This window comes from Roseobacter sp. HKCCA2468 (assembly GCF_037805105.1).
Taxonomy (GTDB): domain Bacteria; phylum Pseudomonadota; class Alphaproteobacteria; order Rhodobacterales; family Rhodobacteraceae; genus M30B80.
The window spans coordinates 55,523-80,122 of record NZ_JBBLYN010000006.1 but is presented as its reverse complement, the minus strand read 5'-3'; the positions used below and the strand labels follow the sequence as shown (position 1 = coordinate 80,122).

General features: G+C 56.9%; 27 protein-coding genes and 2 tRNA genes. 6 read left to right on the top strand and 23 right to left on the bottom strand.

The window, feature by feature from the left end; translation table 11 throughout:
- The first annotated feature begins 44 nt into the window (after window positions 1-44).
- From AAC620_RS11935 to AAC620_RS11915, 5 genes are all read left to right on the top strand, one after another.
- On the top strand, window positions 45-242 hold the full coding sequence (locus tag AAC620_RS11935; protein ID WP_340245265.1) for a helix-turn-helix domain-containing protein: 198 nt from the start codon (window positions 45-47) through the stop codon (window positions 240-242).
- A 183-nt stretch (window positions 243-425) separates the two neighbouring features.
- Window positions 426-2,222 carry a tyrosine-type recombinase/integrase gene (locus AAC620_RS11930; protein ID WP_340245263.1) on the top strand — a complete coding sequence of 599 codons (1,797 nt, stop codon included), beginning with the start codon at window positions 426-428 and terminating at the stop codon, window positions 2,220-2,222.
- The gene (locus tag AAC620_RS11925) at window positions 2,219-3,349 is read left to right on the top strand and encodes a tyrosine-type recombinase/integrase (protein WP_340245261.1); all 1,131 of its coding nucleotides are present in this window, start codon (window positions 2,219-2,221) and stop codon (window positions 3,347-3,349) included. Before AAC620_RS11930 ends, AAC620_RS11925 begins: the two co-directional genes overlap by 4 nt.
- 1 nt (window position 3,350) lies before the next feature.
- Window positions 3,351-3,590 (top strand): helix-turn-helix transcriptional regulator, encoded by a 240-nt coding sequence (locus tag AAC620_RS11920; protein ID WP_340245259.1) that lies wholly within the window; start codon window positions 3,351-3,353, stop codon window positions 3,588-3,590.
- 12 nt (window positions 3,591-3,602) lie between these two features.
- Window positions 3,603-4,694, top strand: coding sequence for a tyrosine-type recombinase/integrase (locus tag AAC620_RS11915; RefSeq protein ID WP_340245257.1), 1,092 nt, complete (start codon window positions 3,603-3,605; stop codon window positions 4,692-4,694).
- 88 nt (window positions 4,695-4,782) lie between these two features.
- Here AAC620_RS11915 and AAC620_RS11910 read toward each other — a convergent pair.
- The 13 genes from AAC620_RS11910 to murA all read right to left on the bottom strand — a co-directional run bounded on the left by AAC620_RS11910 (window position 4,783) and on the right by murA (window position 13,016).
- Window positions 4,783-4,857, bottom strand: a tRNA-Phe gene (locus AAC620_RS11910).
- Window positions 4,858-4,950: 93 nt separating this feature from the next.
- Window positions 4,951-5,169 (bottom strand): DNA gyrase inhibitor YacG, encoded by a 219-nt coding sequence (locus tag AAC620_RS11905; protein WP_340245256.1) that lies wholly within the window; start codon window positions 5,167-5,169, stop codon window positions 4,951-4,953.
- The gene (locus AAC620_RS11900) at window positions 5,166-6,218 is read right to left on the bottom strand and encodes a ribonuclease E/G (protein WP_340245255.1); all 1,053 of its coding nucleotides are present in this window, start codon (window positions 6,216-6,218) and stop codon (window positions 5,166-5,168) included. The genes AAC620_RS11905 and AAC620_RS11900 overlap by 4 nt, the downstream gene beginning before the upstream one ends.
- Window positions 6,215-6,790: a Maf family protein gene (locus AAC620_RS11895; protein WP_317655409.1), complete on the bottom strand. Its 576-nt coding sequence runs from the start codon at window positions 6,788-6,790 to the stop codon at window positions 6,215-6,217. The genes AAC620_RS11900 and AAC620_RS11895 overlap by 4 nt, the downstream gene beginning before the upstream one ends.
- Before the next feature lie 6 nt (window positions 6,791-6,796).
- Window positions 6,797-7,015 carry a translation initiation factor IF-1 gene (gene infA, locus AAC620_RS11890; RefSeq protein ID WP_011455993.1) on the bottom strand — a complete coding sequence of 73 codons (219 nt, stop codon included), beginning with the start codon at window positions 7,013-7,015 and terminating at the stop codon, window positions 6,797-6,799.
- Window positions 7,016-7,088: 73 nt separating this feature from the next.
- The gene (locus tag AAC620_RS11885; protein WP_340245253.1) at window positions 7,089-7,982 is read right to left on the bottom strand and encodes a carbon-nitrogen hydrolase family protein; all 894 of its coding nucleotides are present in this window, start codon (window positions 7,980-7,982) and stop codon (window positions 7,089-7,091) included.
- Window positions 7,979-8,563 carry a GNAT family N-acetyltransferase gene (locus tag AAC620_RS11880; RefSeq protein WP_340245251.1) on the bottom strand — a complete coding sequence of 195 codons (585 nt, stop codon included), beginning with the start codon at window positions 8,561-8,563 and terminating at the stop codon, window positions 7,979-7,981. Before AAC620_RS11880 ends, AAC620_RS11885 begins: the two co-directional genes overlap by 4 nt.
- A complete protein-coding gene (locus AAC620_RS11875) occupies window positions 8,560-8,952 on the bottom strand; it encodes a ketosteroid isomerase-related protein (protein ID WP_340245249.1) in 393 nt (130 codons plus the stop codon). Before AAC620_RS11875 ends, AAC620_RS11880 begins: the two co-directional genes overlap by 4 nt.
- A complete protein-coding gene (locus AAC620_RS11870; protein ID WP_340245247.1) occupies window positions 8,952-9,428 on the bottom strand; it encodes an arsenate-mycothiol transferase ArsC in 477 nt (158 codons plus the stop codon). Before AAC620_RS11870 ends, AAC620_RS11875 begins: the two co-directional genes overlap by 1 nt.
- Before the next feature lie 4 nt (window positions 9,429-9,432).
- Entirely contained in the window at window positions 9,433-9,915 is a 483-nt protein-coding gene (locus AAC620_RS11865; RefSeq protein ID WP_317655415.1) for a UPF0262 family protein, read from the bottom strand.
- On the bottom strand, window positions 9,912-11,225 hold the full coding sequence (hisD, locus tag AAC620_RS11860) for a histidinol dehydrogenase (protein ID WP_340245245.1): 1,314 nt from the start codon (window positions 11,223-11,225) through the stop codon (window positions 9,912-9,914). The genes AAC620_RS11865 and hisD overlap by 4 nt, the downstream gene beginning before the upstream one ends.
- 65 nt (window positions 11,226-11,290) lie before the next feature.
- Window positions 11,291-11,752: a DUF2948 family protein gene (locus AAC620_RS11855; protein ID WP_340245243.1), complete on the bottom strand. Its 462-nt coding sequence runs from the start codon at window positions 11,750-11,752 to the stop codon at window positions 11,291-11,293.
- A complete protein-coding gene (murA, locus tag AAC620_RS11850; protein WP_340245242.1) occupies window positions 11,745-13,016 on the bottom strand; it encodes a UDP-N-acetylglucosamine 1-carboxyvinyltransferase in 1,272 nt (423 codons plus the stop codon). Before murA ends, AAC620_RS11855 begins: the two co-directional genes overlap by 8 nt.
- A 383-nt stretch (window positions 13,017-13,399) precedes the next feature.
- Between murA and AAC620_RS11845 the strand changes: the two genes are divergently transcribed.
- Window positions 13,400-13,474, top strand: a tRNA-Thr gene (locus AAC620_RS11845).
- A 10-nt stretch (window positions 13,475-13,484) separates the two neighbouring features.
- On the opposite strand, the gene AAC620_RS11840 is transcribed toward AAC620_RS11845, so the two are convergent.
- The 10 genes from AAC620_RS11840 to phnL form a co-directional block, all read right to left on the bottom strand.
- The gene (locus tag AAC620_RS11840) at window positions 13,485-15,377 is read right to left on the bottom strand and encodes an acyl-CoA synthetase (RefSeq protein WP_340245240.1); all 1,893 of its coding nucleotides are present in this window, start codon (window positions 15,375-15,377) and stop codon (window positions 13,485-13,487) included.
- A gap of 117 nt (window positions 15,378-15,494) precedes the next feature.
- On the bottom strand, window positions 15,495-17,321 hold the full coding sequence (locus AAC620_RS11835) for an ABC transporter transmembrane domain-containing protein (protein ID WP_340245239.1): 1,827 nt from the start codon (window positions 17,319-17,321) through the stop codon (window positions 15,495-15,497).
- A gap of 96 nt (window positions 17,322-17,417) precedes the next feature.
- On the bottom strand, window positions 17,418-18,053 hold the full coding sequence (locus AAC620_RS11830; RefSeq protein WP_340245238.1) for a chloramphenicol acetyltransferase: 636 nt from the start codon (window positions 18,051-18,053) through the stop codon (window positions 17,418-17,420).
- 9 nt (window positions 18,054-18,062) lie between these two features.
- Window positions 18,063-19,397 (bottom strand): phosphonate ABC transporter, permease protein PhnE, encoded by a 1,335-nt coding sequence (gene phnE, locus AAC620_RS11825; RefSeq protein WP_340245236.1) that lies wholly within the window; start codon window positions 19,395-19,397, stop codon window positions 18,063-18,065.
- 7 nt (window positions 19,398-19,404) lie between these two features.
- Window positions 19,405-20,280 carry a phosphonate ABC transporter, permease protein PhnE gene (phnE, locus tag AAC620_RS11820; RefSeq protein WP_340245235.1) on the bottom strand — a complete coding sequence of 292 codons (876 nt, stop codon included), beginning with the start codon at window positions 20,278-20,280 and terminating at the stop codon, window positions 19,405-19,407.
- Window positions 20,281-20,356: 76 nt separating this feature from the next.
- On the bottom strand, window positions 20,357-21,256 hold the full coding sequence (phnD, locus tag AAC620_RS11815) for a phosphonate ABC transporter substrate-binding protein (protein ID WP_317655426.1): 900 nt from the start codon (window positions 21,254-21,256) through the stop codon (window positions 20,357-20,359).
- A 52-nt stretch (window positions 21,257-21,308) separates the two neighbouring features.
- Window positions 21,309-22,139, bottom strand: coding sequence for a phosphonate ABC transporter ATP-binding protein (phnC, locus tag AAC620_RS11810; RefSeq protein WP_340245232.1), 831 nt, complete (start codon window positions 22,137-22,139; stop codon window positions 21,309-21,311).
- Between the two features lie 92 nt (window positions 22,140-22,231).
- A complete protein-coding gene (locus AAC620_RS11805; RefSeq protein ID WP_340245230.1) occupies window positions 22,232-23,374 on the bottom strand; it encodes an alpha-D-ribose 1-methylphosphonate 5-triphosphate diphosphatase in 1,143 nt (380 codons plus the stop codon).
- A 7-nt stretch (window positions 23,375-23,381) separates the two neighbouring features.
- The gene (gene phnN / locus AAC620_RS11800) at window positions 23,382-23,918 is read right to left on the bottom strand and encodes a phosphonate metabolism protein/1,5-bisphosphokinase (PRPP-forming) PhnN (RefSeq protein ID WP_340245228.1); all 537 of its coding nucleotides are present in this window, start codon (window positions 23,916-23,918) and stop codon (window positions 23,382-23,384) included.
- Entirely contained in the window at window positions 23,915-24,598 is a 684-nt protein-coding gene (gene phnL, locus AAC620_RS11795; protein WP_340245286.1) for a phosphonate C-P lyase system protein PhnL, read from the bottom strand. The genes phnN and phnL overlap by 4 nt, the downstream gene beginning before the upstream one ends.
- Window positions 24,599-24,600 lie beyond the last annotated feature (2 nt).

Genomic DNA, 24,600 nt, shown 5'->3' with positions numbered 1-24,600 from the left:
TGTGGCGGGCGCACATTCTCAACTCTTGGATGGAGGATCTGCCCATGAGCAGTTCAAAACCATTCCGCCTGCTCACGATCAGTGAGGCGGCGGAGTATCTCGCTATATCCGAGCGCTCGGTTAAGCGCCTCATCGCACGCGGTGATCTGCCCTGCATTCGGGTGGGCAGTGCCTTGCGGTTTGCCTTTGCAGACCTTGAGGCCTTCATCGCCCGCAACCGCTCAGGGGGGATGTTCGGATGACCCTGACTGTCCCCTTTGGGTCTGCTTTGACCCTCGATCACGCGCCTTCGTGCAAATCTATATGTTGTTATCTTTACCATCAATTGTGGTATATTTGCACTATATGTAGTATTTTGTCTCGGATGGCTTCACGTGACCCAAACTGTCCTGCATCTTCCTTCACGTCTTCCTGGAGTAACCGCCATGACCATGCATAACCCGTTCTTTGACGCCGATCAGATGAGCTTGGCTGAGCTGCGCGCGCGCATCGAAGCGGATCATGAGCTATCCGTGTATAAGCGCCGCGATATCGCTTCCGCCTGCCGCAGCTTGGCGGAATGGTTCCACTTGCCTGAGACCAGCATCCCAGCTTCTGCGCCTTACATCCGTGAGAAGCTTGAACGTGTACATCCCACTTTGATCAATGTAACCCGGCGCCGCGTGCAAAATGTGCGGTCTTTGATCTTGGGCGCGATGCGGCATCTGAAGATCAACACCAAGCTTGCCCCAGCCTCAGCAAAGCTCACGGCTGAATGGCAGGTGCTTTATGATCTTCTAACTGGCGACACCTATCATAAGTCTGAGCTCAGCCGCTTTATGCGCTACTGCTCAAACCAAGGGATCGCACCCGTCTCTGTCTCTGACGTTGTATCTGACGGCTATCTTGCTGCCCTTGAGGCCGAGAGCCTGATCAAACACCCCCGCGTGCGGCATCAATCGACCTGCCGTGTCTGGAACCAAATGGTGGAGAAGCATCGCAATGTGGGCTGGCCTCAGGTCACGCTTAAGGTGCCGCGTTATGAAGACCGGCTCTATGCCATCGACTGGGCTCTCGTCTCTGATCCTGTGAAGGCGGATATCGATGCTTATCTCGACCACCTCGCCAGCAAGGATGTCTTCAGCAAGGGTTTGAAGAAGCCCTTCGCACCAATCAGCATCGATGCGGTTCGGGGGCAGCTGCATCGTTACATCTCTGCGCTCTCTTACAACGGTGTAGATGTAAGCCGCGCTCTGTCCCTCCGTGATCTGGTTACGCCCGCCATGTTTAAGACCGGCATCAACTGGCTGTTGGAACGCAATGGGGGCGAGACCTCAAAGCATATCGGGGAGCTTGCTTGGAGCGTGCGCTGTTACGCCGTCAAGCACTGTGAGCCCTCCGATGAAGATGTGGCCTTCTTTGCAGAGCATATGCCCAAGCTGCGCCTCTCCCATGACGGGCTCTCCGAGAAAAATGCAGCCTCCATGCATCAGTTTGATGATCCAAAGGCCGTTCTGCGCTTCCTCACCTTGCCGCAAGTGCTTTGGGACCGCGCCCTCTCCATGTCCAAGACAGTTGAACAGGGCAGTGTGCGCAAGGATGCGCATCTCTTGATACAGGCGGCCGTTGCCATCGAGATCCTGCAGTTCGCGCCGATGCGGATCCGTAATCTCAATGCTCTGCGTCTCGATCAGCACTTCATCTGGCATGGTAAATGCCTGCGCATTGTCGTGCCCATGGAAGAGGTGAAGAACAAAGTAGCGCTCGACTTCCTCTTACCAGAGGCCACGACCGAGCGGGTGAAGCGCTATATCGATGACTGGCGCATGATGTTCATCCCTGGCGCAAGCCCTTATCTCTTCCCGGGACGCAAGGGGGCTGCAAAAGACTGCTCGGCCTTGCGCAAGCTCATCACGAACACGCTCTGGTCCCACGCCGCGATCCGTCTAACCCCGCACCAGTTCCGTCATGCGGCGGCCAAGCTCCTCCTAGATCGCCTGCCCGGTCATTATGAGGTCGTGCGCAAGCTTCTGGGTCATAAGGCTCTCACGACCACCTATGCGCATTATGCGGGCGCTGAGACCCAAAAGGCGATTGAGCTTTACGGCGAGGTGATCACCAAAGCCCGGCGGGATGGTGTGGCCCAAGCCTTCACAGAGCAGAAGCAAAACCCAAAGCGTCATGAGGATCTGTTCATGGATCCCTTGGCTCTGATGGGCAAACCAAAGGGGCGTGCGTCATGAGTAAGATTGAACGTACCTCCCTGCCCCTTCACGACTGGCCCGACCAAGACCGCAGGCTCTGGCAGTCCGCCACTGAAGAGGGCCGTTACTTCCAAAAGGCAGGCAAGGCTTCCCATTGGTCTGAGGCCACCAAGCTGCAAGTCCAAAAGGGCTATGCCAAATGGCTCTGGTATTTGCAGAGCAGCGGCCTGCTTGATCCTGCCATCTTCCCCTCAGAGCGCATCTCGGAAGACCATCTGCGCGGGTATCTCGCTGAGCTAGACCGTCAGGGGCTGGCCAGTGTGACCATCACCTCGCGCATCACCGATCTGACGGAAGCCATCCGCGTGATGGAGCCAAGGGCCGATCTGACCTTACTGCGGGATCTCTGCACCCGGCTGAACGCACGCGCCGTGCCTTCCCGCAAAAAGGCCGAGCGCCTGCGAGCCCCCTCAGAGATCTGGAAGGCAGCCGCTGCAGAGATGTGGTCGATCAGGTCGGAAGGCACCCTCACCGTCCAATCAGCCTCACGCTTCCGCGATGCAATGTCTGTGGCCTTCCTGATTTGGTCACCCATCCGGCTCAGCAATCTGCAATCTCTCACCTTAGGTGAGACCATCACCTTCGCAGGCGACCTCTGGCGCTGCAGTTTTGCGGCGCATCAGATGAAGGATAAGACGCCCTTGGACTTCTATCTCCCGCAGGACGAAGAGTATCGCGCGCTTATGCAGATCTATCTGCGCCGTTACAGGCAGAAGCTTCTCCGGCAGCCGGAGTTGCCCATTGACGCCCCCCTGCCCTCAGGCGGCCCGCTCTGGGTCTCCACCCGTGCAGAGGCCATGTCTGATCAATCCCTTTATTACGGCTGCAAGCGCTGCACCAAGGCCACCCTTGGCACGGCCATAAACCCGCATCTCTTCCGAGACTGCGCCGCCAGCGCCCTCACAGCCGACAAACCAGAATATGTGCTCGCCGCAGCGCGCATTCTCAATCACAACCAGCTCTCCACCACCCTCACCCATTACGAGCACGCCTCCATGATCCAGGCCGCCTCCCGTCTCCATGACGTCATCGGCCAGATCATCGATGAGGCTGCGGAAGGAGATCAGGGGAGACTGGACGATTGGTTCGACCGGTGGGGGGCATGAGATGGCACAACGTGCGGATATCTTACCAATCTCGCTCCCGCCACGCGGCCTCTCACGCACTGAAGCGGCCGCGTATATCGGCGTGTCCGTCTCTCTATTCGATATGTTAGTGGAAGACGGAAGAATGCCGACGCCAAAGCGGATCAACAGCCGAACGGTGTGGGATCGCAAACAAGTCGACGAAGCCTTCGAGCTCATCCCCGATGGCGTCACCCGTGAATGTAATCCTTGGGATCACTAAGCCACAGGTGACATGATGCCAAAGTTCAGCATGAAAGACAGATCTGGCTCCTTCACACTGCGATATGTGATTGAGGACAGAGATCGGCATGGCAATGTCAGGATTTATCTGCGCAAGCCAGGTCAGGGCAAAATCCGTCTTCATGCTGAGCCTGGCACACAGGAGTTCATCCAAGAATACCGGGATGCATTTAACGGCTTGATACGCCCAAAGAGTGCAAAACCGCTGACCAACAGCGCTCCCACCAACAGCTTCAAATGGCTGTGCGAACAATATTTTTGCTCGGCAGAATATATGCAGCTTGCCCCAAGAACACGTCATGTCCGGCGACTGATCCTTGAGGGCATATGCCGCCAGCATGGCACCAAGCCTTATGACCTGATGGAACCACGGCATGTTCGTAAAATCCGAGACACAAAGGCGAGTGCGCCAGAAGCTGCCAATGCTTTGGTAAAGGCGCTCCGCCAAGTGTTCAATTTTGCCATCGAATATGAGCTGGCAAACAACAATCCAGCACGCGATGTTCCGTATCTTCAATCAAAAGGAGATGGGTTCCATTCTTGGAGCGTGGACGAAGTGGCGCAGTTCGAAGCACATCATCCTATTGGATCGAAAGCCAGGCTCGCACTCGCCCTCCTTCTATACACGGGTCAAAGGCGCTCTGATGTTGTCCGAATGGGTCCGCAGCATGTCAAAGACGGCTACTTGAACTTCACGCAGGAGAAAAACAAAGCACGCAAACCCGTCAAGCTGTCATTGCCAATTTTACCAGAGCTTCAGCACGTCCTTGATCAAACGGACACAGGCCATCTCTCATTCCTGGTCACGCAGCATGGACGCCCCTTCACCGCGAATGGCTTTGGCAATTGGTTCCGAAAACAATGCGATGCAGCGGGGCTCAAACATTGTAGCGCCCATGGTCTCCGAAAAGCGGGCGCGGCCATCGCAGCAGAGAACGGTGCAACAGAACGCCAGCTCATGGCAATGTTCGGCTGGAGCACCCTAAAAGAAGCGTCCCGTTACACGCGGTCTGCTCGCCAAAAAATATTGGCAACCGCCGGAATGCAGCACCTATCGCGCCATCAAAATGAGCCCAAAGGGTGAACAAAAAAGTCCCACTTTTGCCCCAAAAACCAAAAAGTGGGACTAAAGCCACATCAAATCACTGATTTTATTCGAATATTTTTTGAAGTGGTGCCCGGGGGCGGAATCGAACCACCGACACGAGGATTTTCAATCCACTGCTCTACCCCTGAGCTACCCGGGCACGGGAGATGGCGGAAGACCATCAGGGTGGGGGCGTTCTAGGGCCTTCGTGGGGGGCTGTCCATAGGGTTTGCGCAAAATTATCGCGTTTTTTCTATTGCAGCGGCCCTACGTCATCCTCGCCATCGCCGTTGCGGCCAAATGCTTTGGCGCGGGCTGCTTGATCAAGGGCTTCTTCGATATCTTCGGGGTCATTGGACGGCACGGCATATGATCCGTTCAACCATCGCGCCAGATCCACATCCGCGCAGCGGCGCGAGCAAAAAGGGCGATAGGCCGCGACTGTTTCTTTTTGACAAATCGGACAACTCATGACGGCCATATCTCGTGCAAAGGCGCGCGGTCGCGCTTGCGCTGCAGTTCAAAATGGCCAAGCGGTGTCCATCCCGCAAGCACCGTGTCGGTCGCGTCAGAGCGCAAGGCACTGCGCAATTTATCCTCGAACAGACGGCGGTCTTTTTTCGGCATCGGGGCCAAATCCATTGTAATCTGCCCCGACAACCCACGCAGACGCAATTGACGCGGCAAATCACGCACCAAAGCCAAATTGGCCTTAAGCCCTGCCGCAAGGGATAAATCCCCGCCCGTGTTCACATCAATCGCCACGAGGGCAGAGGTGGGTTCAAACATGGCCCAGGCGCCACCACCCAACTCCACCCGCGGGGAGAGGAGGGCATCAACCGCCTCCTCCACGCCGAGATCGGCGAACGCGGTGGGGCTTTCCACCACTTCATCAGGCATCGGGCTTGTCCAATCGCGCCATGCAATCTCATGAGAGGTGGGGGCTGCAACTAGCAATTCGGGGGCGCCATTCACATCGGCCACCACGGCCTCGGCTAAAGCGCGCATGGCGGTGACATCCTCAACTATATCTTCATCCGCCGCCTCAGCGCTGGCTGAGCGAAGGATCACGCCAAAATCCTCAGGCGCGCCCTCCATCGCCTCATGGGCCAGTTCCAACAGGTGATCGCGGTCTTCTTCGTCACGGATCGAGCGGGCAATGTTGAACCCTGCCGCTGCGGGCGTGACAATGGCGTAACGGCTTTTGAACAACAACCGTGTGGTCACAGGCGCGGCCTTACTGCCTTCGGCATAGCCCATGACCTGAACAACCACGCTTGCCCCTTGCTCAAGGCCTTTGACCCCACGCAAAAATCCTGATTGCCCATCGGGAAGGGTGACCATAACGCCGCCCTGCCCGCCCATGGCACGGGCCACCTTGGCGCGGTAAATCTCGCCAATCTCGGGGCTTGGGTCATTTTCAGGGGGATCAATACGGATATCCTGCAGGCGGCCATCAACGATCAATGCCGCCGCCTTGCGCCCTGCAACCTCATCCAATGCAATGACGCAGCCCTTCATTCTTGTCTCCAAACGGGATAGCCCAAGGCCGCCAAGGCACTGGCTGTTTCGGCCAAAGGAAGGCCCATAATGGCGGGATAGCTGCCTGAAATCCACGGAATAAACGCACCAGCAGGGCCTTGAATGGCATAGCCGCCTGCCTTGCCGCGCCAATCGTCTGTCGCCAGATAGGCCGCGATTTCCGCATCGCTGAGGGATTTCATCTTCACACGGCTTTCAACTGCGCGCTCAATCACGCGCGCGCCTTTGCGGGCGGCCAATGCGGTTATGACGCGATGACGGCGCCCCGACAAAAGGCGCAAAAACGCCTCAGCCTCCACGGCATCCGCAGGCTTGCCCAAAATCCGCCGCCCCATAAATACGGTCGTATCCGCGCATAGAACGATGTCCTCGGGCGCAGATGATACAGCGGCAACCTTTTCGCGCGCGATACGGGTGACATAGGCGCGCGGATGTTCCCCCTTTTGCGGGGTTTCATCAATTTCAGGAGGGGCGATGTCGTCAGGTGAGATCCCCAACACCGCCAGTAACTCCCGCCTGCGCGGGCTTGCTGATCCCAAAATCAGGCGCAAAACAAATCACTTAAAGCGGTAATTGATACGGCCCTTGGTCAGGTCATAGGGGGTCATCTCAACCTGCACCTTGTCGCCTGCCAGAACGCGGATGCGGTTTTTGCGCATCTTGCCTGCCGTATGTGCGATGATCTCATGGCCGTTTTCGAGCTCGACCCTGAATGTCGCATTTGGCAGGAGTTCCTTCACGACACCGGGGAATTCAAGCATCTCTTCCTTGGCCATGGTCTCTCCTTAGCTTTCTCACTGCCCCAAATGGCAGCTTCGCCGCGGTAAATGCGCCCAAAGGAGCGGATTTTCAAGGTAAATCTTTCACCTGCGGCACAAGCGCTGCGCGCGCGGCGCTCTCTGGCCAATCGCGGCGGGTCAAAACAGTGCCGTTTTGGCGCAGATCTCGCAGCCGACCTAGGTCAATATCGGCCATCACCCATCCTGGCTTGTTCATTGCGCCTTCAGCAAACACGCCATTGTCACAAAAGCCCGCTTCTGCCGGGCCATACATCGCTGCCGCGCCATGGTTTTCATCCACCGCGGGCGACCATGCCGCTTGTCCGACTGTGGGTGATTGTAAAACCGCGCATTGCCCCTCTAGCGCGCGGGCCATCGCCCCCACCCGCACCCGCCAATAGCCTGCGCCACTATCCGTGCAGGATGGCACCAGAAGCAAATCAACCCCCGCCTCAACCAAGGCGCGCGCCAAAAGCGGAAACTCCGCATCATAGCAGATCAACACACCCACCCGCAGATCGCCAAGGTCAAAGACCTGCAAAGGCCCGCCCGATTGCACATGCCAAATCTCACGTTCAAAGCGGGTCATAATCTGCTTGTCTTGATGCCCAATTCGCCCCTGCGCCCCATAGATGCAGGCGCGATTGACGGGCCGTAGCCCATAATCTTGGTCAAAAATCGGCGCAGAGGGGGCCAAGAGGGTCAGGCCATACTGCACCGCAAGCCGCGCAAAGAGGGCATCCGCCTCAGGCCAAATATCACTGACCGCGCGCAGGCTGCCCTCAAGATCGGCCGCAACGGATGGCCCTGCAAGATGGGCCAATTCCATCGCGCCATATTCAGGAAAAATCACAATCTCTGCGCCGCCATCCGCGGCCTCGGCGACCCATGCGGTGATCTTCGCATCAAAATCAGCAAAACGCGTCAAGGGATCGAGCGGATAGGCAGCGGCGGCACATTTCATAGCTGTTTGATCCAAAATTGCAGGCGCTTTTGGGTTTTTTCAGAATCTCCGATATCGAGCCATGAAAATTCTGCAAAGACGCCATCCAATTTCTGATAGCCCCGCTTTTTCCAGAATTCATTAAGCGGGCGATAGTCCTTTGGGGCCATCGGATGATCTGCGGGGCGCACCACAGCGCAAAAGGCGCTATATGTTTTTCGCTGTGTGCGGGCCTCTGCCTCACGCGCATCGAAAAACATATGCCCTGCCCCCTGCCCGCGATGGTCTTGCATTAGAACAGACTCTGCGCAGTAGAACACATCTTCGGCGGCGATATCGCAGGCCGCCAAAGCGCCAGAGAAATCATCATCATGCTGAAGCAAGGGCATCCCCGTGGCCGCGCCAACCATCTGCGCGCCATCATAGGCGGCAACCACTATGGCCCCACTTTGCGCATAGCGGGCGAGATAACCCGTCTCATAGGTCAAATCCCCCTCATAGAGATAGGGCCAATCACGAAAGACTGTGATGCGCAGCCGTGCCAGATCGGGAACAATTGCCGCGATCTCAGCCCCGCGATAGATGCGATAGGCAAGGCTCATGCCGAAACCTGAGCGATCCAATCAGCAAGGTTGTAATAGGTCACAACACGGGTGATCTTACCGTCCTCAACGGAAAAGAAACTGCCAGCGGGCAGGACATATGTCTGTCCGCGCGCTTCGGGCAACCCTGCATCCGTGGCCAGATAGGTGCCATTTACGATAAATTCGGCGGCAACGCGATTGCCTGCCTCATTCTGCATCACCACGATATCGGTGAGATGTTCTTTATAGCAGCGGTTCATATGGGCGCAAAATTCGGCAAAGGCCACTTTGCCCATGCGCACCTGCCCCTCATTGACATGATGCGCCACATCTTCGCTGAGGCAATCAAGCATGGCCTCCAGATCGCCCGCATTAAACGCGGCGTAATACCGATTGATCAGATCCATTAGTCTCCCTCTTGTTCTAGCCCCGCATCTGGGGGGCCAAAACGATCTAGAATGCGTTTTTTGATTTGATCACGGGCTTGGCGATAGGCATCCAATTTCGCCTCGCGCGTTTCGCCCAACCCTGTTGGGTCAATGATAGGCCAATATTCAATATCGAGATGCGCATGACGCGTCAGATCCAGCGCTCGGCGTTGACTGGCGGGCGAAAGCGCCACGATCAGATCAAACCCCGAGAGATCATCCCCCCATTCCGCCATTTCATCGAAAGAGCGCACGCGATGACGTTCAAGGGCCACGCCAATCTCGGCGGAAACCGAAACGGCAAAGCCATCTATCTCCAATTCATGACGCACACCCGCAGATTGAACATAGGCGCGGTGGCCGTAATATTTCTTCATCAGCCCTTCCGCCATAGGTGAGCGGGTTGCGTTATGATCGCAACAAAACAGAACCGAGGATGGAAATTCTTTACCCACCAGATCAATTCCCGAAATGCAGCACGCAGATCAGGGTAAAGAGGCGGCGCGCGGTATCGGTATCAATCTCGGCTTTGCCTTCAAGCCGTTCTTGCAAAACGCGCGCACCCTCATTGTGAATACCACGCCGCGCCATATCAATCGCCTCGATTTGGGCCGCAGGTAGCTTTTTCACGGCAGAATAATAGCTCTCACAAATCTGCCAGTAATCTTTGACCACCTGACGAAATGGCGAGAGTGAAAGGTGGAATTCGGCGGCCAGTTCCGTCTCTTGGGTGGCAACAGAAAAGACCAGACGTTTGTCACGAATGGCCAAAGCCAAATGATAGGGCCCATCGGGCGGTGTGCGCCCATCCCGCGCAGGCAAAACAAAACTGTTTTCTTCGAGCAGATCAAAAATCGCTACGCGCCGTTCCTGTTCGATCTCAGGGGTTGGTGCAGGCATATTCGAGGTGTCAATCTGAATATCGGTAATGTGCATTGTCATTCACCATCCCCCTGATTGATCCGCGCAAGCCGCGCCAAAACGGATAGGCCATGTGCCTCAAGGCTTTCTGATTTCGCCAATGTTGCCGCCGCAGGGCCAATGGCCCGCAATGCTGCGGGTGTCATTTGCGCCACGGTGGAGCGTTTCATGAAATCAAGTACCGATAGCCCGCTAGAGAACCGCGCAGAGCGCGCGGTCGGCAGCACATGGTTTGGCCCCCCGATGTAATCGCCAATCGCTTCGGGCGTCCACGCCCCCACAAAAATAGCCCCAGCATGGGTGATCTTATCGGCATAGGTTTCGGCCTCAGCCACGCAAAGCTCGAGATGTTCAGGCGCAATGCGGTTGGAGAGCGCGGCCGCTTCATCCAAATCACGCGCAACAATGATAGCGCCAAAATCACGCCAACTGGCCCCTGCGATGGCCCGCCGCTCTAGGGTTTCGAGGCGTTTATCTACAGCCGCGGCAACAGCGCGGCCAAATTCTGCATCATCTGTGATCAAAATGGATTGCGCGCTTTCGTCATGTTCCGCTTGCGACAGAAGATCCAGAGCAATCCAATCGGGGTCATTGTCACGATCTGCGATCACCAAAATCTCAGACGGGCCTGCGATCATGTCAATTCCGACCTTACCAAAGACCCGCCGTTTTGCGGCGGCGACATAGGCATTGCCGGGCCCTGTGATCTTATCCACGGGCAGCACGGTTTCAGTGCCATAAGCCAAGGCTGCAATCGCCTGCGCACCACCCATGCGGTAAATGCGATGCACCCCCGCAAGACGCGCCGCCAAGAGAACAAGAGGGTTCACCTTGCCATCGGGCGTGGGCACCACCATCGACAAATGGCCAACCCCTGCCACGGCAGCGGGGATGGCATTCATCAAAACGGATGAGGGATAACTGGCAAGCCCGCCCGGCACATAAAGACCCGCGCGTGAAACAGGGCTCCACCGCCACCCAAGTTTGGCACCAAGTTCGTCCTGCCACGCAGCATCTTCGGGCAGTTGGCGGGCATGATAAGCGCGTATGCGCGTGGCGGCCAATTCAAGTGCTGCGCGCTCGGCGGCGGGCACAGTGGCAATCGCCGCATCAATCTCGGCCTCGGAAAAGATCAACTGCTCGGGCGTCAGACGGACACGATCAAATTTCTCGCCAAAGGCAATCAAGGCTGCATCGCCATCACGGCGCACCTGCGCAATGATATCGGCAACCACCGCATCTACATCAGGGCTATCCTCGCGCTTCATCCCGAGAAGCGCTTCAAACGCCGCCTCAAAATCCGCCGTATCCGTGTTCAGAAAAATAGGCATACCCGTCTCCGTCAGAATAGGAGGGGCTTACCTTGTGTTGGCCGCGCGCTCAAGACGCGAAAGCGTCACGGGTGCGAGGGGGTTTTTCCTGAAGGGGCCCGATAGGGCTTGGTCACATCGCGCAGTGCAAGATTGATTGCCTCGACCTCAAGCGCCAAGGCCCCATCGCCTGCAAAGGTCAGGGTGAGGCGCCCCATGCCATCTTCGCCCGCCTGCCACTCGACCGAAAGCAATGATAAAACCACATCGCGCGCCTGCGGGCTGATGCCTTGCGCAGCCATGCTGAGCACGTCATCCACAATCAGCAAACTGCGCACCCGCTCAGGCGGGCTGACGCGCGCCCCATTTTCCCAACGAAAGCGATTGAGCAGCAGAACCAACTGACGCTTGGCGCGGGTGTATTTGATATCAGCCACAGTAAGAACGGCATCTTGCGCAAGCGCAGACAGGATTTTCACATCCTCCGCATCTGCGGCGGCAAGCGCCAAAGGCGCTTCGAAACCATCCTCAAATCGGGCGTCAACCATGGTCTGCCACCCGTTCAATATGTGCGCCCAGGCCGCTGAGTTTTTCTTCAACCCGCTCATACCCGCGATCAAGGTGATAGACGCGGTTCACACGGGTTTCCCCTTCGGCTGCAAGCCCCGCGAGGATCAAACTGACCGAAGCGCGCAAATCCGTGGCCATCACAGGCGCGCCACGCAATTGTGCAACGCCGGTCACCTTGGCTGTTCCGCCATGCACATCAATTTTGGCCCCCATACGGATCAATTCGGGCGCATGCATAAAGCGGTTCTCAAAGATGGTCTCTTCCAATGTGGCAACCCCGTCAGCGGTGCACATCAGCGCCATCATCTGTGCCTGCAAATCGGTTGGAAACCCTGGGAATGGGGCGGTGGTCACATCCACGGCCCGCACGCGGCCCGTTTTGTGGCTGACGCGCAAGCCGCGATCGGTTTCAACAATCTCGACCCCCGCCTCTTCCAACTTATCGGCCAAGGCCGCCACAATAGCACGGCTGCCGCCGATCAATTCCACGCTGCCGCCTGCAATCGCGGGGGCAATCATATAGGTGCCCAGTTCAATACGATCTGCGATGACACGATGCGTTGTTGCATGTAAACGATCCACGCCACGAATAACGATGGTGTCTGTGCCTGCGCCTTCGATATCTGCGCCCATGCCTTGCAAACAATGCGCCAGCGCCACGGTATCAGGCTCACGCGCGGCATTGCGCAAAACGGTGGTGCCTTTGGCCAAAACCGCCGCGCAAAGCGCATTTTCAGTGGCACCCACGGAAACAAAGGGAAAGCTGATCTCAGCCCCTTTGAGGCCATTTTTTGCCGTTGCGTGAACATAGCCTTCGCGCAGATCAATTGTGGCCCCCAAAGCCTCAAGCGCGGTCAAATGCAAATCCACTTTGCGCGCCCCAATTGCACAACCGCCCGGAAGCGAGACAACCGCCTCACCAAATCGGCCCACCAAGGGCCCAAGCACGTTGAAAGAAGCGCGCAGTTTGCGCACGATGTCGTAATGCGCGGTCAGATTGGTCACATCGGCAGACGAGATCATCATCGCGCGGCCATCGGCCAAACGGGCCACTTCGCAGCCCAAGCTTTCCAACAAGCTGCCCAGTGTCGCCACATCAGACAGGCGCGGCACATTGGTCAGCGTCAAAGGTTCATCCGATAAGAGGGCCGCACACATCAGCTTTAGGCAGGTGTTCTTCGCGCCCGCGATGGGAACCTCGCCCGAAAGCGGGCCATTTCCTTTAACGATGATACTGTCCACGGGTGCTGCCTCTTTTGCTTTGCTCAGGCCGCGTCAAGATGACGGGCCCGCGCCATTTTCGCCATCTTCCGCACGTCTTTTGCGGGCCTGCGCCTTGCGGCGGGCCAAATTGGCCTTAAGCGCTGCTTTCAATCGCTCCGTGCGAATGTCTTGCGCGCTTCTTTGACCAGAATTTGATCTTTTCTGCGGGTTTGATGGTTGCTTCATGCCGCCTCTCATAGCGAAGCGGACAATTCGCGTCTAGCGCGATGCAAATCGAAATTGGCAAAAATTGCCCATGTGCATCCGCACCCACCAAAAGGAATTAGGCCTTGGTGTAAATTTTCGCCTGCTTTGGTCTTGCATGGGTCTGCGATTGCGTCTAATCCACGCGCCACAAGCGCGCTGCAGTAGCTCAGTGGTAGAGCACTCCCTTGGTAAGGGAGAGGTCGGGAGTTCAATCCTCCCCTGCAGCACCATCCCCCCCAATTACGCCTGACCCCATGCCCAATGAAGGGCAAATTTATCCATGACGGACGGCACCTTGGCCTGTTCCGCCGCATCTGCGCTATGGATCATGGCTACCAAGCCAAATTTCGGGTCTTCGCGCACGGCCATGACACGGGCCGCAAAGCCCGCCTCGGCAAGGCTTGCATCCAAGACACGGGCAATCGCGCGCTTGCGCAGATCAGGCTTGAAGGTTTTACCCACGGCGGTTTTGGGCAGTTCTGCGAGAATCTCGATATATTTGGGTGCGGCGGCACGTTCGCTGACATGCGTGCGGGCGTGTTCCATCAGCGCCTCGACTGTCACATCTGCGCCTTGAACCAATTCGACATAGGCACAGGGCAATTCGCCTGCGATTGGGTCGGGCTGGCCGATGGCCGCGGCCATCGCCACGGCGGGATGGGTGGCCAAAGCCTCCTCGATCAGGGCGGGGTCGATATTGTGGCCGCCACGATTGATCAAATCCTTGGCGCGGCCCGTGATCCAAAGATACCCATCCGCATCAAACCGCCCCAAATCGCCCGTGCGCAAATATCGGCCCTGATACATCTGCGCCGCCGATTTTGCAGCGTCTTTGTAAATACCTTGCGCCGTTACACCTGGGCTTGCCACGCAAATTTCACCGATCTCATCAATCGCACATTCCGTGGGGCCTTCGGGCGTATCTTTCAAGATGATCACATCACAATGCGGAAAGGGGATCCCAACAGAGCCCACCTTTTTCTCACCTTCAACTGGGTTGCAGGAGACAAGACAAGTGGCCTCGGTCAGGCCATATCCCTCGACAAGGCTGACGCCCGTTGCCCCCTCAAATCTGCGGAACAATTCCAAAGGCAAGGGGGCTGACCCTGAAAAAGCGGTTTTCACCGATGAAATATCCGCGTTCACAGGCCGTTGCATCAATACCGCAAGCGCAGTTGGCACCGTGATCAAGAATGTGACCTGCCAGCGTTCGACCAATTTCCAGAAATTATCAAACACCCCTGCCCCGCGATATCCTTGCGGGGTCGGAAAGACCGTATGGGCGCCTGAACACAATCCCCCCATCAGGATCACATGGCTTGCAAAAACATGAAACAGCGGCAGCGGGCAGAGCACGGTATCGGTTTCTGTGAATAACAGACTGTGACCCACCCAACCATTATAGATCATGCCCGAATAGCTGTGCTGCGCCACTTTGGGCATGCCTGTTGTGCCGCCTGTATGAAAACAGGCCGCGATACGATCTCGGCCCTGATCTGGGTGGCGCAAGCGATCCGCCGCCTCGCCCGCCATTTCCGCGCGCAAGGACAGCACGCGGGCCTGATGCGTCACCTTTACCTTGGGCCGCAGCAAGGGCACGATCACCCGCTTGATCCCCGTCAGATAGCGCAGAAGATCAACCTCCAACACCGTTTCAACTTCGGGGGCCATGGCCACGGCGGCGGCGGTCTTTTGCGCAAGATCCGTTTTCGGAAATGGCGCCAAAGTGACCACAAGCCGCGCTTTCGTTTCGCGCAGGATGCTTGCAATTTGGTCAGGCTCAAGCAGCGGATTTATGGGCACCACAACGCCTGCAACCATCCCCGCCAGAAGGGTCAAGACTGTTTCGGTGCTATTGGGCAGCACAAAGGCCACCGCATCCTCTGGGCCAATGCCAAGCCGTGCAAACAGATTGGCCAGTTGGGTCACCTCCGCCCTGAGGCTTTGCCAGTCCAATGTCTCTGCTTTTGCGTCAGGATCTGAAAACAATTGAAAGGTGACCGCGGGGCGCGCCGGATGGCGCGCTGCAACGTCAGTCAGCAATTCATAAATGCTTTGCGCAGGCGCGGCCTTAGGCCACGGGTGATCTGTCTCAATTTTGCGCACATCTTGATTATTCGCAAAAGGCAGCATGGCCTTGCCTCCCCCCATCATTCTCCCAAATGATCCTGCGGTCACGATGCAGGCGGTCGCACGGCAGGCTTTGCGTGAGAATGAAGAGAAAAGCGCGTTTTCGCAAGCACGCTGTGCTTATTCTGCGGCGATTCCATCGGTGAATTGCAACCGCGCCAGACGTGCATAAAGCCCGCCTTCTGCGACAAGCGCATCATGGCTGCCTTCGGCGACAATCTGCCCCGCATCAAAGACCAAAATGCGGTCGGCCTTTTTCACCGTTGCCAGACGATGCGCAACAATCAAGGTCGTGCGCTCGGCACTGAGATCTGCAACCGCTCGCTGCACCAATCGCTCGCTTTCAGCGTCAAGCGCACTGGTCGCTTCGTCTAGCAGCAGGATCGGCGCATCGCGCAAAATGGCGCGGGCGATGGCAATACGCTGTTTCTGCCCCCCAGACAGCATGATCCCCCGCTCGCCCACATAGCTGTCATAGCCTTCGGGCAAAGCCGCAAGGAACTCATGCGCGGCGGCGGCGCGCGCGGCGGCCTCGACCTCAGCATCGCTGGCGTCAGGACGGCCAAAGCGAATATTGTCACGCGCAGAGGCCGCGAAAATCACAGGGTCTTGCGGCACCAGCGCCATAGCCGCGCGGAACCCCTCGCGGCGCATATCGCGCAGATCAACCCCATCAAGGGTGATCTTGCCTGTTTGCGGATCATAGAAGCGTTGCAGCAATTGGAAGATCGTGGATTTACCCGCGCCTGATGGCCCGACCAGTGCCACAGTCTCGCCCGCTTTAATGGTGAAGCTCACATCCTTGAGGGCCGCCGTTTCCGCGCGGGTTGGATAGGCGAAACCCACGCCATCAAACACGATATCGCCCTTGCCCCCATGGGTCAGGGGCACAGGGCGGGCGGGATCGGTGACTGTATCTTCTGCATAGACAAGTTCGACCAACCGCTCGGTCGCACCCGCGGCCCTCTGCAATTCGCCCCAAATCTCAGACAGCGCACCCACCGCACCCGCAACCATAATTGCATAGATCAAAAATTGGATCAGGGCGCCGATGCTCATCGCGTCTGCACGCACATCACGGGCGCCCACCCAAAGCACACCCACAATCCCCGCAAAAACGAGGAAGATCACAATGACAGTCATAAAGGCGCGGGTTGAAATGCGGCGCTTGGCGCTTGTGAAACTGGCCTCGGTGACATTGGAAAACTCGTTGGACAAGGCGCGCTCATGGGTAAAGGCCTGCACTGTTTGAGCCGCCAAAAGCGCCTCGGAGGCCGCGCCAGAACTTTGCGCAATCCAATCTTGGTTTTCACGCGACAACGCACGCAGCTTGCGCCCCAAAACCACAATCGGAACGATAATCGCAGGCACAAGCAGCAGAACCATCCCCGTCAGCTTGGGCGATGTGACAACCATCATCACCAAGCCGCCCATCAAAATCAGCGCATTGCGCAAGGCCACCGACACCGAGGAGGAAATCACACTGAGCAAAAGCGTGGTGTCTGTGGTGATGCGGCTGAGCACCTCACCCGTCATGACCTTCTCATAAAAACTTGGGCTCATGGAGATCATGCGGAAAAACACAGCCTTGCGAATATCGGCAATCACGCGCTCACCCAATCGTGTCACGAGGTAATAGCGCGCGCCTGTGCCCAACGCCAAAAGGCCCGCGATCCCCAAGGCAGCAAGAAAATAGCTGTCCAAGAGGGCGGCGGTGTTTGTCTCAAACCCATCTACGACACGGCGCACGGCCAAGGGCATAATCAGCGCCACAAGCGCCGTGGTCACAAGCGCCAAACCCGCCCCGATGATCCAGACACGATACGGCATAAGAAAGGGCACAAGCGCACGCAGCGATCCAATCTTTTTGGAGCGCGCACGCTCCTCCGTGGCATTGGCGGCCTTTGCAGGCGGTGCTGCCTTAGCGGCATCGGTTCGGGTGGTCATGGTCGCGTTTATCCTCAATCTGTGAAAGTGGGATAAAGCGGCACGGCCCATCAAACAAGCCCCGCGTGGCGCGACCTAATGCGCGCAGAAATGAAATCAGGGACGCTGCCCGCGATATTTGGCAACAAATTCCGCCGCAGGCATTGCGCGAAAATCAGGCAAGGCGCGGCGCAGACGGGCATGATCCCAGTCCCACCACGCCAAATCCATGAGGTCTTGCGCAACCTCATCGGCAAAGCGCATGCGCAAGGGCTTTGCGGGCGTGCCTGCCACAATCATGAAATCTGGCACATCCTTGGTCACCACAGCGCCCGCGGCAACAATCGCGCCGATGCCCACGCGGATTTCGGGTTTGATAATCGCACCATGACCGATCCAACAATCGGCCCCAAGGCTAAGACGGCGCGCCGCACGCGCTGCAAAAAATGCAGCATCGTCTGACGCGTCATCGAAATAGAGCTCTGACCGATAGAGAAAATGATGCTGTGCCGCATTGCGCATCGGGTGATCGGTTGGCCCGATCCGTGTCATCGCGGCAATGTTCGAAAATTTGCCGATATCTGCATTGGCAATATCGGCCATGCGGTCACAATAGGCGTAGTCCCCAAAAGCCGAGTTCAGAACGCGCGAGAACGCCCCCACCTCGCAATAAGCCCCGAAAGTAGAATTGGCGATTTCGCAGCCTTGATGGATCAGGGGCGTATCGGCTGTCAGTTTTTTTGCGTCACTCATGTTGGCCTATCACTTGCCCGACCCATCGCCTTTGATCAGGCGCGCCCGTATACGACCAGAAACCGCATCCATTGCAACCACCATCAGCACGATCAAGGTGATATAATAGGTAACCTTTTCCCAATCTGCCGTGGTCTGGATGGCTTGGGTCAGCAATAGACCGATGCCCCCGCCCACAATCGCGCCCACAATCGTGGCAGAGCGCGTGTTCGATTCAAAGAAATACAACACCTGACTGAGCAAAATGGGCATGACCTGCGGCAATACGCCAAAACGATTGCGCTGCACCGCATTCGCGCCAGTCGATGCCAGCCCCTCAATCTGCTTTTCATCGACATTTTCAAGGGCCTCGGAAAACAGTTTCCCAAAGCTGCCCGTATCTGTCAGCAAAATCGCCAAGGCCCCCGTCATCGGCCCTGGCCCAAAGGCCCGCGATAAGATGATGGTAAAGATCAACGCATCCAAGCCACGCACGAAATCAAACAGGCGGCGGATGACAAAGCGCACCGCTTTGGACGGGGCGAAATTTGTTGCCGCAAAAAATGCCAAAGGCAGCGCAATCATTGCCGCGCCAAATGTGCCTAGAAAGGCCATCAGGATCGTTTCCCCCAAAGCCCAAAAAACATCCCCATGCCGCCAGATTGAATTGTTCCAGACATTCGACAGCATCAGACTAAAATTGGAATGCGCGGGGTCAATTTGTGCGCCGCGGGTGATGGTTGCGAAAACCTCGCCCGCGCTCATGCCTGAATAGGGGCTGGCCAGATCGAAAAAGAACATCTCCCATCCCGCGAAATAGCGCATGGTTTCGGTGCGGTTGCGGGTGACAGACAGCCGCCCGCCTTCGGTCGCAATCGAGACGCGATTGCCCGAGGCATTGATGAAATCAGGAACCGCCTCGGCGGATAGGCGCAAATCAACCCCATTTGCGGTATCAATGACAATATCGCCAAATTCAGGATGGTGATAGGTGATCAGCGGCCCAGCATAGGTCACGCGATGCCCATGGCGCAGTTCGATTTCGGCTGTGTCGCCTGCCAATTTGGCCCAAGCGGGGATTTGATCAGGCGCATAGGTGGCACGGCGTGAACCTTCAATGGCGACCGTGATCTCGCCTGAGCGATTATCGCGCGTGACATGGGTTTTATAGCTGACCGCATCCGACACCAACACCGCCGCGTTATCCATCCGCGCCCGTTCTGCCAGACCCAGAATGTCAAAGGCAAAAAAGACATAGACCGCATAGGCCAAGATCACCGCTGGGATCGCAAAACCAAATAGTTTCTTGCGCCCAATGCGGCGGATTTCGGAGGCACGCAGGGCCGCAACATCTTGGGTAGCCATGACCATCTCAGAACGTCCCCTTGGTCAAATAATTGCGCAGGCTGCTTGAGAGTTGATCAACCGCGACAATGGTCAAAAACAGGATCACGAAAACGGCGGCGGCCTCATCAAACTTGCCCTGCCCAAAGGTCAGCGCGTTTTTCAGCTCGTAGCCAATGCCGCCCGCGCCCACGAAACCAAGAATGGCTGACGCGCGGATATTGATCTCAAAGCGCAGTAACCCATAGCTGAGGTAATTGGGCAAAACCTGTGGGATGACACCCAACCAAATCCGTTGACCCCAATTTGCACCAACAGACTGCAAACCTTCGACAGGTTTCATGTCCGTGTTTTCATTCACCTCAGAAAACAATTTGCCCATGGCACCCATCGTATGCAGCGCGATGGCAATCATTGCAGGCACAGGGCCACCGCCCATGATGAAAATCAGCACCAAAGCCACCACAACCTCAGGGATCGCGCGCAAGATATCGGTGATACGGCGAAAGAACGGGATCAGACGCGGCCAATAGGCCAGCCCGCGCGTGCCCAAGAGCGAGAACACCACCCCACCCGCGCAGCCAAGCAAAGTCGCGACCGCCGCAATATTAAGCGTCTCAATCAAAGCAGGCAGTGCATCCACTATATGGCCGGGCAGGTTTGCTGCTTTTTCAATCGCCTCAGAAATCAGATCAGCAGGGAAATCAAAAAGGCGATGTAGACCGTCCCAGAAACCACCTGCATTGCGATCTTCTGCAATAGAGAAGCCAGAAATCAACATCACCGCAAAGATCAAAATGAGCAGACCTGAATAGAGACGGCGGCGCTGCGTCATCTGCAGATAATCTTCGCGCACTGTTTCCCGTCTTTCTCGATCCATCTGGGATGAGGTGATATCAGTCATGGTTCACCTTTCGTAAAGGTGGGGGCGCGCAAATCTGCGCACCCCCCAATGTCAGGCACCAGTGTGCAACAAGGGCTTAGTTGCCTTGTGCCAAACGCACAGCGATGATGGTCTCATAGGCTTCGTGGCTGATGGGTGCGAAACCTGCGGTTTCACCTGCCGCCACGCCATAGGCGCAGGCCTCATCTGTTTCGTGCAGATTGGCCAAAAGTTCGGTTACAGTCGCCTTTACATCGTCAGGCAGCGATTGACGCAGAACGACAGGGCCTTCTGGAATTGGCTTAGAGCGCCAGATTTCAACCAAGTCGTTCATGTCAACCAGACCTGCATCAACCGCGCGGCGCAACGCGCCCGAGTTGTAGCCGTCTTCCCAGTTGCCCAAACCATCGGCCCAAGTCACGCCTGCATCAATGTCGCCATTGTTTACGGCGATGATTGTCTGCTCGTGACCGCCTGTGAATACCACATCACCAAAGAAATCGCCTGGCTCCATCGAGTAACCCAACTGTGGGATCTCAACCGAAGGGATCAAGAAACCAGAGGTCGAGTTTGGATCACCAAAGCCAAAGGTTTTGCCTTCAAGATCGGCCAAATCGGTAATGCCGCTGTCAACGCGGGCAAAGCCGATGGAATGATACGAGAAAGAGCCATCCAAATTGGTCTTAACCAAGACAGGCTCAACCGCGTTTTCATCTGCGATATAGGTCGCGGCATAGGAAGACGCTCCCAACCATGCGAAATCAAGCGTGCCGCCAAGCAAGCCTTGGATCACGCCGTTGTAATCTGCAGGGGTGAACAAACGGGTTGGAACGCCAAGCGCCTCTTCAACATAGGCGCGGAAGCATTCGTTATTTGCCAAACGGTCTTGGGCGTTTTCGCCGCCCAAAAGGCCGATATTGAATTCGGTGATTTCTTGCGCCGCAGCAGGCCCAGCAAGGGCTGTTGTCACTGCGAGGAGGGTTGCCAGTTTCTTCATGAGAAGTCTCCGTGAGATGAGATGTCCGAACAGATGGACTGGGGTTTTGGCCCTAGATCAGGCCTTGCATCGCGGGATTTTTGACCCGCTTTTCCGCCACCGCCTCAGCACCCGAAATCTTGGTAGAGGTAGCGAATTCGTTGAATGTTTCATCCGCGCCATAGATGTCGCGCGCGACACCCGTGGTCAGTTGCGCAGGGGTGCCATCAAATACGATGCGCCCGTCCCGCATTCCGATCACGCGGTCGCAATATTGGCGCGCCGTATCCAATGTGTGCAGGTTCGCAATCACCATGCGCCCGTCTTCTGTGTTGATCCGCTTGAGCGTATCCATCACGATTTGGGCGTTCATGGGATCAAGGCTGGCGATAGGTTCATCGGCCAGAATGATCTGGGGATCTTGCATCAAGGCGCGGGCAATGGCGACACGCTGCTGTTGACCACCTGACAATGCCTCGGCCCGTTTGGGCGCTTGTTCGGCAATGCCCAGACGATCAAGAATATCAATCGCGCGGGAAATATCGGCCTTTGACCAAAGATTGAACATCGTGGCCAAGGTTGAGGCTTGGTTCAATTTCCCATGCAACACATTCGAGACAACATCGAGGCGTGGCACAAGATTAAACTGCTGAAAGATCATGGCGCAGCGGCTTTGCCATGCGCGCGAATCCGCGCCGCGATAGGCAAGCACATTGGTGCCATCAACCAGAATTTCGCCATCCGTGGCATCGGTCAGGCGGTTCATCATTCGAAGAAAGGTGGACTTGCCCGCCCCAGAGCGGCCAATGATCCCGACAAAGGCAGGTCGGTCGATAGAAAAGCTAACGCGGTCAACGGCAATCTTGCTGCCAAAAACCCGGGTTACGTTGCGCACTTCGAGCATAAGGCCCCCTTCGAAAATCTTGAGGGCCGTATCGCTGTGCAGTGAGTCAGTTACATGACCGAATTATTACCGTTTCGTAAAAAAATCATTGGTCAGGCAACGCGCAAGCCGCGCGACCAGACCCCGCGCAAACGCGGTGTGCCACCCGCAACAGACAGGCGCAAAACATCACCGCGCAAGCCTTGTTCGATGCGGCCACGATCCTGCAAACCCGCAGCCTTAGCAGGGTTGGCCGTTACTGTGGCGATGGCGCGCGGCAGATCATTCCACATTTGCCCCAAGCGATAAGCTGACAGCAAAAGCGCAGCAGGGACATAATCAGAGGAGATGATATCCAACAGGCCTGCTTCGGCCAGTTCAGCAGCCGAAACATTGCCCGAATGCGATCCGCCACGGATCAAATTGGGCGCGCCCATCATAACCGCGATGCCGTGCCTATGGCAGGCCTCGGCCGCCTCGCGCGTGGTCGGGAATTCGGCCAATTTGATCCCGTAGCCTGCCGATTTCGCGACATGATCCGCGGTGGTATCATCATGGCTTGCCAAAAGCGCACCATAGCGGCGAGCGTGGTCCACTGCGGCCTGTTCGTGCATATCCCCAAATCGCGCACGCATCTCTGTCAGCTGTGCGATATGGTCTAACCATTCATCCTCGCTGAGATTGTTCTTACCCATCACATAGGCTTTGAGCTTGGACAGATCACGGAATTGCCGTTGCCCTGGTGTGTGATCCATAAGGCTCACCAAACCCACGCGGTCTGCTGGGCCAAATTCGGCCAATTCTTCGGCCAAGGTTTCGGAACATATTTCGGCGCGCAGGTGTAGAAAATGGCTGATCTTCAGCATCCCTTGATCGCGCAGGGCCAACATCTCGCTGGCCAAAGGACGGGCATAGCGTTCGTAACGGGTTTTGCCCGAATTAATCGACCCAATGCGCATGGCATCGAAAACTGTCGTGATCCCTGCCCCTGCCAGTTCCGCATCATGGGCGATAATGGCCGCATCATGGGGCCAATCAACTGACGGGCGCGGTTGCATGTGCCGCTCAAGATTGTCAGTGTGCAATTCAACCAGACCGGGCGTCAGATAATCGCCCTCGCAATCAATCGCGCCACGTAGCAAGGTGCCGCCTTCGCGGATATCCGCAATGACCCCATCTTGCACAATCACGCTGCCTGCAAAGACCCGATCCACAGTAACGATCTGCGCATTGCCGAAAATCACTTCGCTGCTCATGATTGTTCTATCCTTTGAATAAGCCTGCCTCAGCGGCGGCGATGGCGACCTCTATCGTGCCGCTATTGTCAATTTCCACGACATTCAGGCCCTCGGGCAAAGGAACCTGTCGCGCCAGACGCGCGGCGATATCCTGTGCATCCTCGCGCCCGCGCGCGGCAAGACGCGTGGCCAAAACCGCAGGGCTTGCGGTGATGGACAGAACCACCACATGCGCAAATCGCAACGCAGCCTCGCTCAACACATTGCGAGACAGGTTTGCAAGGACATCATGACCTGCGGCAATCCAATCGGCCACCTCAACGGGAATACCATAAGAGAGGCCATGCGCCTGCCATGACAAGGCAAAGGCCCCCTGCCCCTTGAGACGCGCAAATTCATCTGCGCTGACCCCATCAAACGCCTCACCCCCCGCATCACTGGGGCGGGTGATCACGCGTTTGGCCGCGCGCAAATCGGGATGGCGGGCCATCAGCCCTGCCATCACGCTGTCTTTGCCCACCCCAGAGGGGCCAACAACCGCAATGAGGCGGCCTGTCTTCATGCGATCTTCCTTGGGGTAAAGACGCTGACATCAATGGCGCGATCCGCCACCCGCTCGCGCGCTTCAAGGTCATGGAAAATTCCAACGATCGCAGCCCCTTCTGCCTTCGCCTCTTCGATCAGCGATAGCACCGTCTCGCGGTTCTGGGCATCAAGGCTGGCGGTTGGCTCATCCAACAGCAAAACGGGATAGCGATGTGCAAATCCGCGCGCAATGTTGACGCGTTGCTGTTCACCGCCCGAGAATGTCGTGGGCGATAACGGCCAAAGCCGTTCGGGGATGCGCAACCGCGTCAGCAAATCTGCGGCCCGCGCCTGCGCTTCGTCCTCAGCCACACCAAGAGACAAGAGAGGCTCTGCCACAACCTCTAGGGTGGGCACGCGCGGCACCACGCGCAAGAACTGGCTGACATACCCTAAAACCTCGCGCCGTAAGGTCAAAATCTCGCGCGGGGTGGCGGTGGTGATGTCCAACCCGTTCACCACCACACGCCCCGCTTGCGCCAGATAATTTCCGTAAAGGATGCGCATGACAGTGGATTTCCCTGCCCCGCTTTCCCCTGTCAGGGCGACACATTCGCCCGCCGCTACGGAAAAATTCGCGCCCTCTAGCACGGGGATCACCGCGCTGTTTTGATTGTGCAGGGTAAAAGATTTCCCCAAATCTGTGACTGTGATCATCG

What these genes read in the sequence shown, in the direction of transcription:
- AAC620_RS11935 (WP_340245265.1), top strand. Translation starts at nt 45, where the DNA reads ATGAGCAGTTCAAAACCATTCCGCCTGCTCACGATCAGTGAGGCGGCG.
- AAC620_RS11930 (WP_340245263.1), top strand. Translation starts at nt 426, where the DNA reads ATGACCATGCATAACCCGTTCTTTGACGCCGATCAGATGAGCTTGGCT.
- AAC620_RS11925 (WP_340245261.1), top strand. Translation starts at nt 2,219, where the DNA reads ATGAGTAAGATTGAACGTACCTCCCTGCCCCTTCACGACTGGCCCGAC.
- AAC620_RS11920 (WP_340245259.1), top strand. Translation starts at nt 3,351, where the DNA reads ATGGCACAACGTGCGGATATCTTACCAATCTCGCTCCCGCCACGCGGC.
- AAC620_RS11915 (WP_340245257.1), top strand. Translation starts at nt 3,603, where the DNA reads ATGATGCCAAAGTTCAGCATGAAAGACAGATCTGGCTCCTTCACACTG.
- AAC620_RS11905 (WP_340245256.1), bottom strand. Translation starts at nt 5,169, where the DNA reads ATGAGTTGTCCGATTTGTCAAAAAGAAACAGTCGCGGCCTATCGCCCT.
- AAC620_RS11900 (WP_340245255.1), bottom strand. Translation starts at nt 6,218, where the DNA reads ATGAAGGGCTGCGTCATTGCATTGGATGAGGTTGCAGGGCGCAAGGCG.
- infA (WP_011455993.1), bottom strand. Translation starts at nt 7,015, where the DNA reads ATGGCCAAGGAAGAGATGCTTGAATTCCCCGGTGTCGTGAAGGAACTC.
- AAC620_RS11885 (WP_340245253.1), bottom strand. Translation starts at nt 7,982, where the DNA reads ATGAAATGTGCCGCCGCTGCCTATCCGCTCGATCCCTTGACGCGTTTT.
- AAC620_RS11880 (WP_340245251.1), bottom strand. Translation starts at nt 8,563, where the DNA reads ATGAGCCTTGCCTATCGCATCTATCGCGGGGCTGAGATCGCGGCAATT.
- AAC620_RS11875 (WP_340245249.1), bottom strand. Translation starts at nt 8,952, where the DNA reads ATGGATCTGATCAATCGGTATTACGCCGCGTTTAATGCGGGCGATCTG.
- AAC620_RS11865 (WP_317655415.1), bottom strand. Translation starts at nt 9,915, where the DNA reads ATGACAATGCACATTACCGATATTCAGATTGACACCTCGAATATGCCT.
- hisD (WP_340245245.1), bottom strand. Translation starts at nt 11,225, where the DNA reads ATGCCTATTTTTCTGAACACGGATACGGCGGATTTTGAGGCGGCGTTT.
- AAC620_RS11855 (WP_340245243.1), bottom strand. Translation starts at nt 11,752, where the DNA reads ATGGTTGACGCCCGATTTGAGGATGGTTTCGAAGCGCCTTTGGCGCTT.
- AAC620_RS11840 (WP_340245240.1), bottom strand. Translation starts at nt 15,377, where the DNA reads ATGCTGCCTTTTGCGAATAATCAAGATGTGCGCAAAATTGAGACAGAT.
- AAC620_RS11835 (WP_340245239.1), bottom strand. Translation starts at nt 17,321, where the DNA reads ATGACCACCCGAACCGATGCCGCTAAGGCAGCACCGCCTGCAAAGGCC.
- AAC620_RS11830 (WP_340245238.1), bottom strand. Translation starts at nt 18,053, where the DNA reads ATGAGTGACGCAAAAAAACTGACAGCCGATACGCCCCTGATCCATCAA.
- phnE (WP_340245236.1), bottom strand. Translation starts at nt 19,397, where the DNA reads ATGGCTACCCAAGATGTTGCGGCCCTGCGTGCCTCCGAAATCCGCCGC.
- phnE (WP_340245235.1), bottom strand. Translation starts at nt 20,280, where the DNA reads ATGACTGATATCACCTCATCCCAGATGGATCGAGAAAGACGGGAAACA.
- phnD (WP_317655426.1), bottom strand. Translation starts at nt 21,256, where the DNA reads ATGAAGAAACTGGCAACCCTCCTCGCAGTGACAACAGCCCTTGCTGGG.
- phnC (WP_340245232.1), bottom strand. Translation starts at nt 22,139, where the DNA reads ATGCTCGAAGTGCGCAACGTAACCCGGGTTTTTGGCAGCAAGATTGCC.
- AAC620_RS11805 (WP_340245230.1), bottom strand. Translation starts at nt 23,374, where the DNA reads ATGAGCAGCGAAGTGATTTTCGGCAATGCGCAGATCGTTACTGTGGAT.
- phnN (WP_340245228.1), bottom strand. Translation starts at nt 23,918, where the DNA reads ATGAAGACAGGCCGCCTCATTGCGGTTGTTGGCCCCTCTGGGGTGGGC.
- phnL (WP_340245286.1), bottom strand. Translation starts at nt 24,598, where the DNA reads ATGATCACAGTCACAGATTTGGGGAAATCTTTTACCCTGCACAATCAA.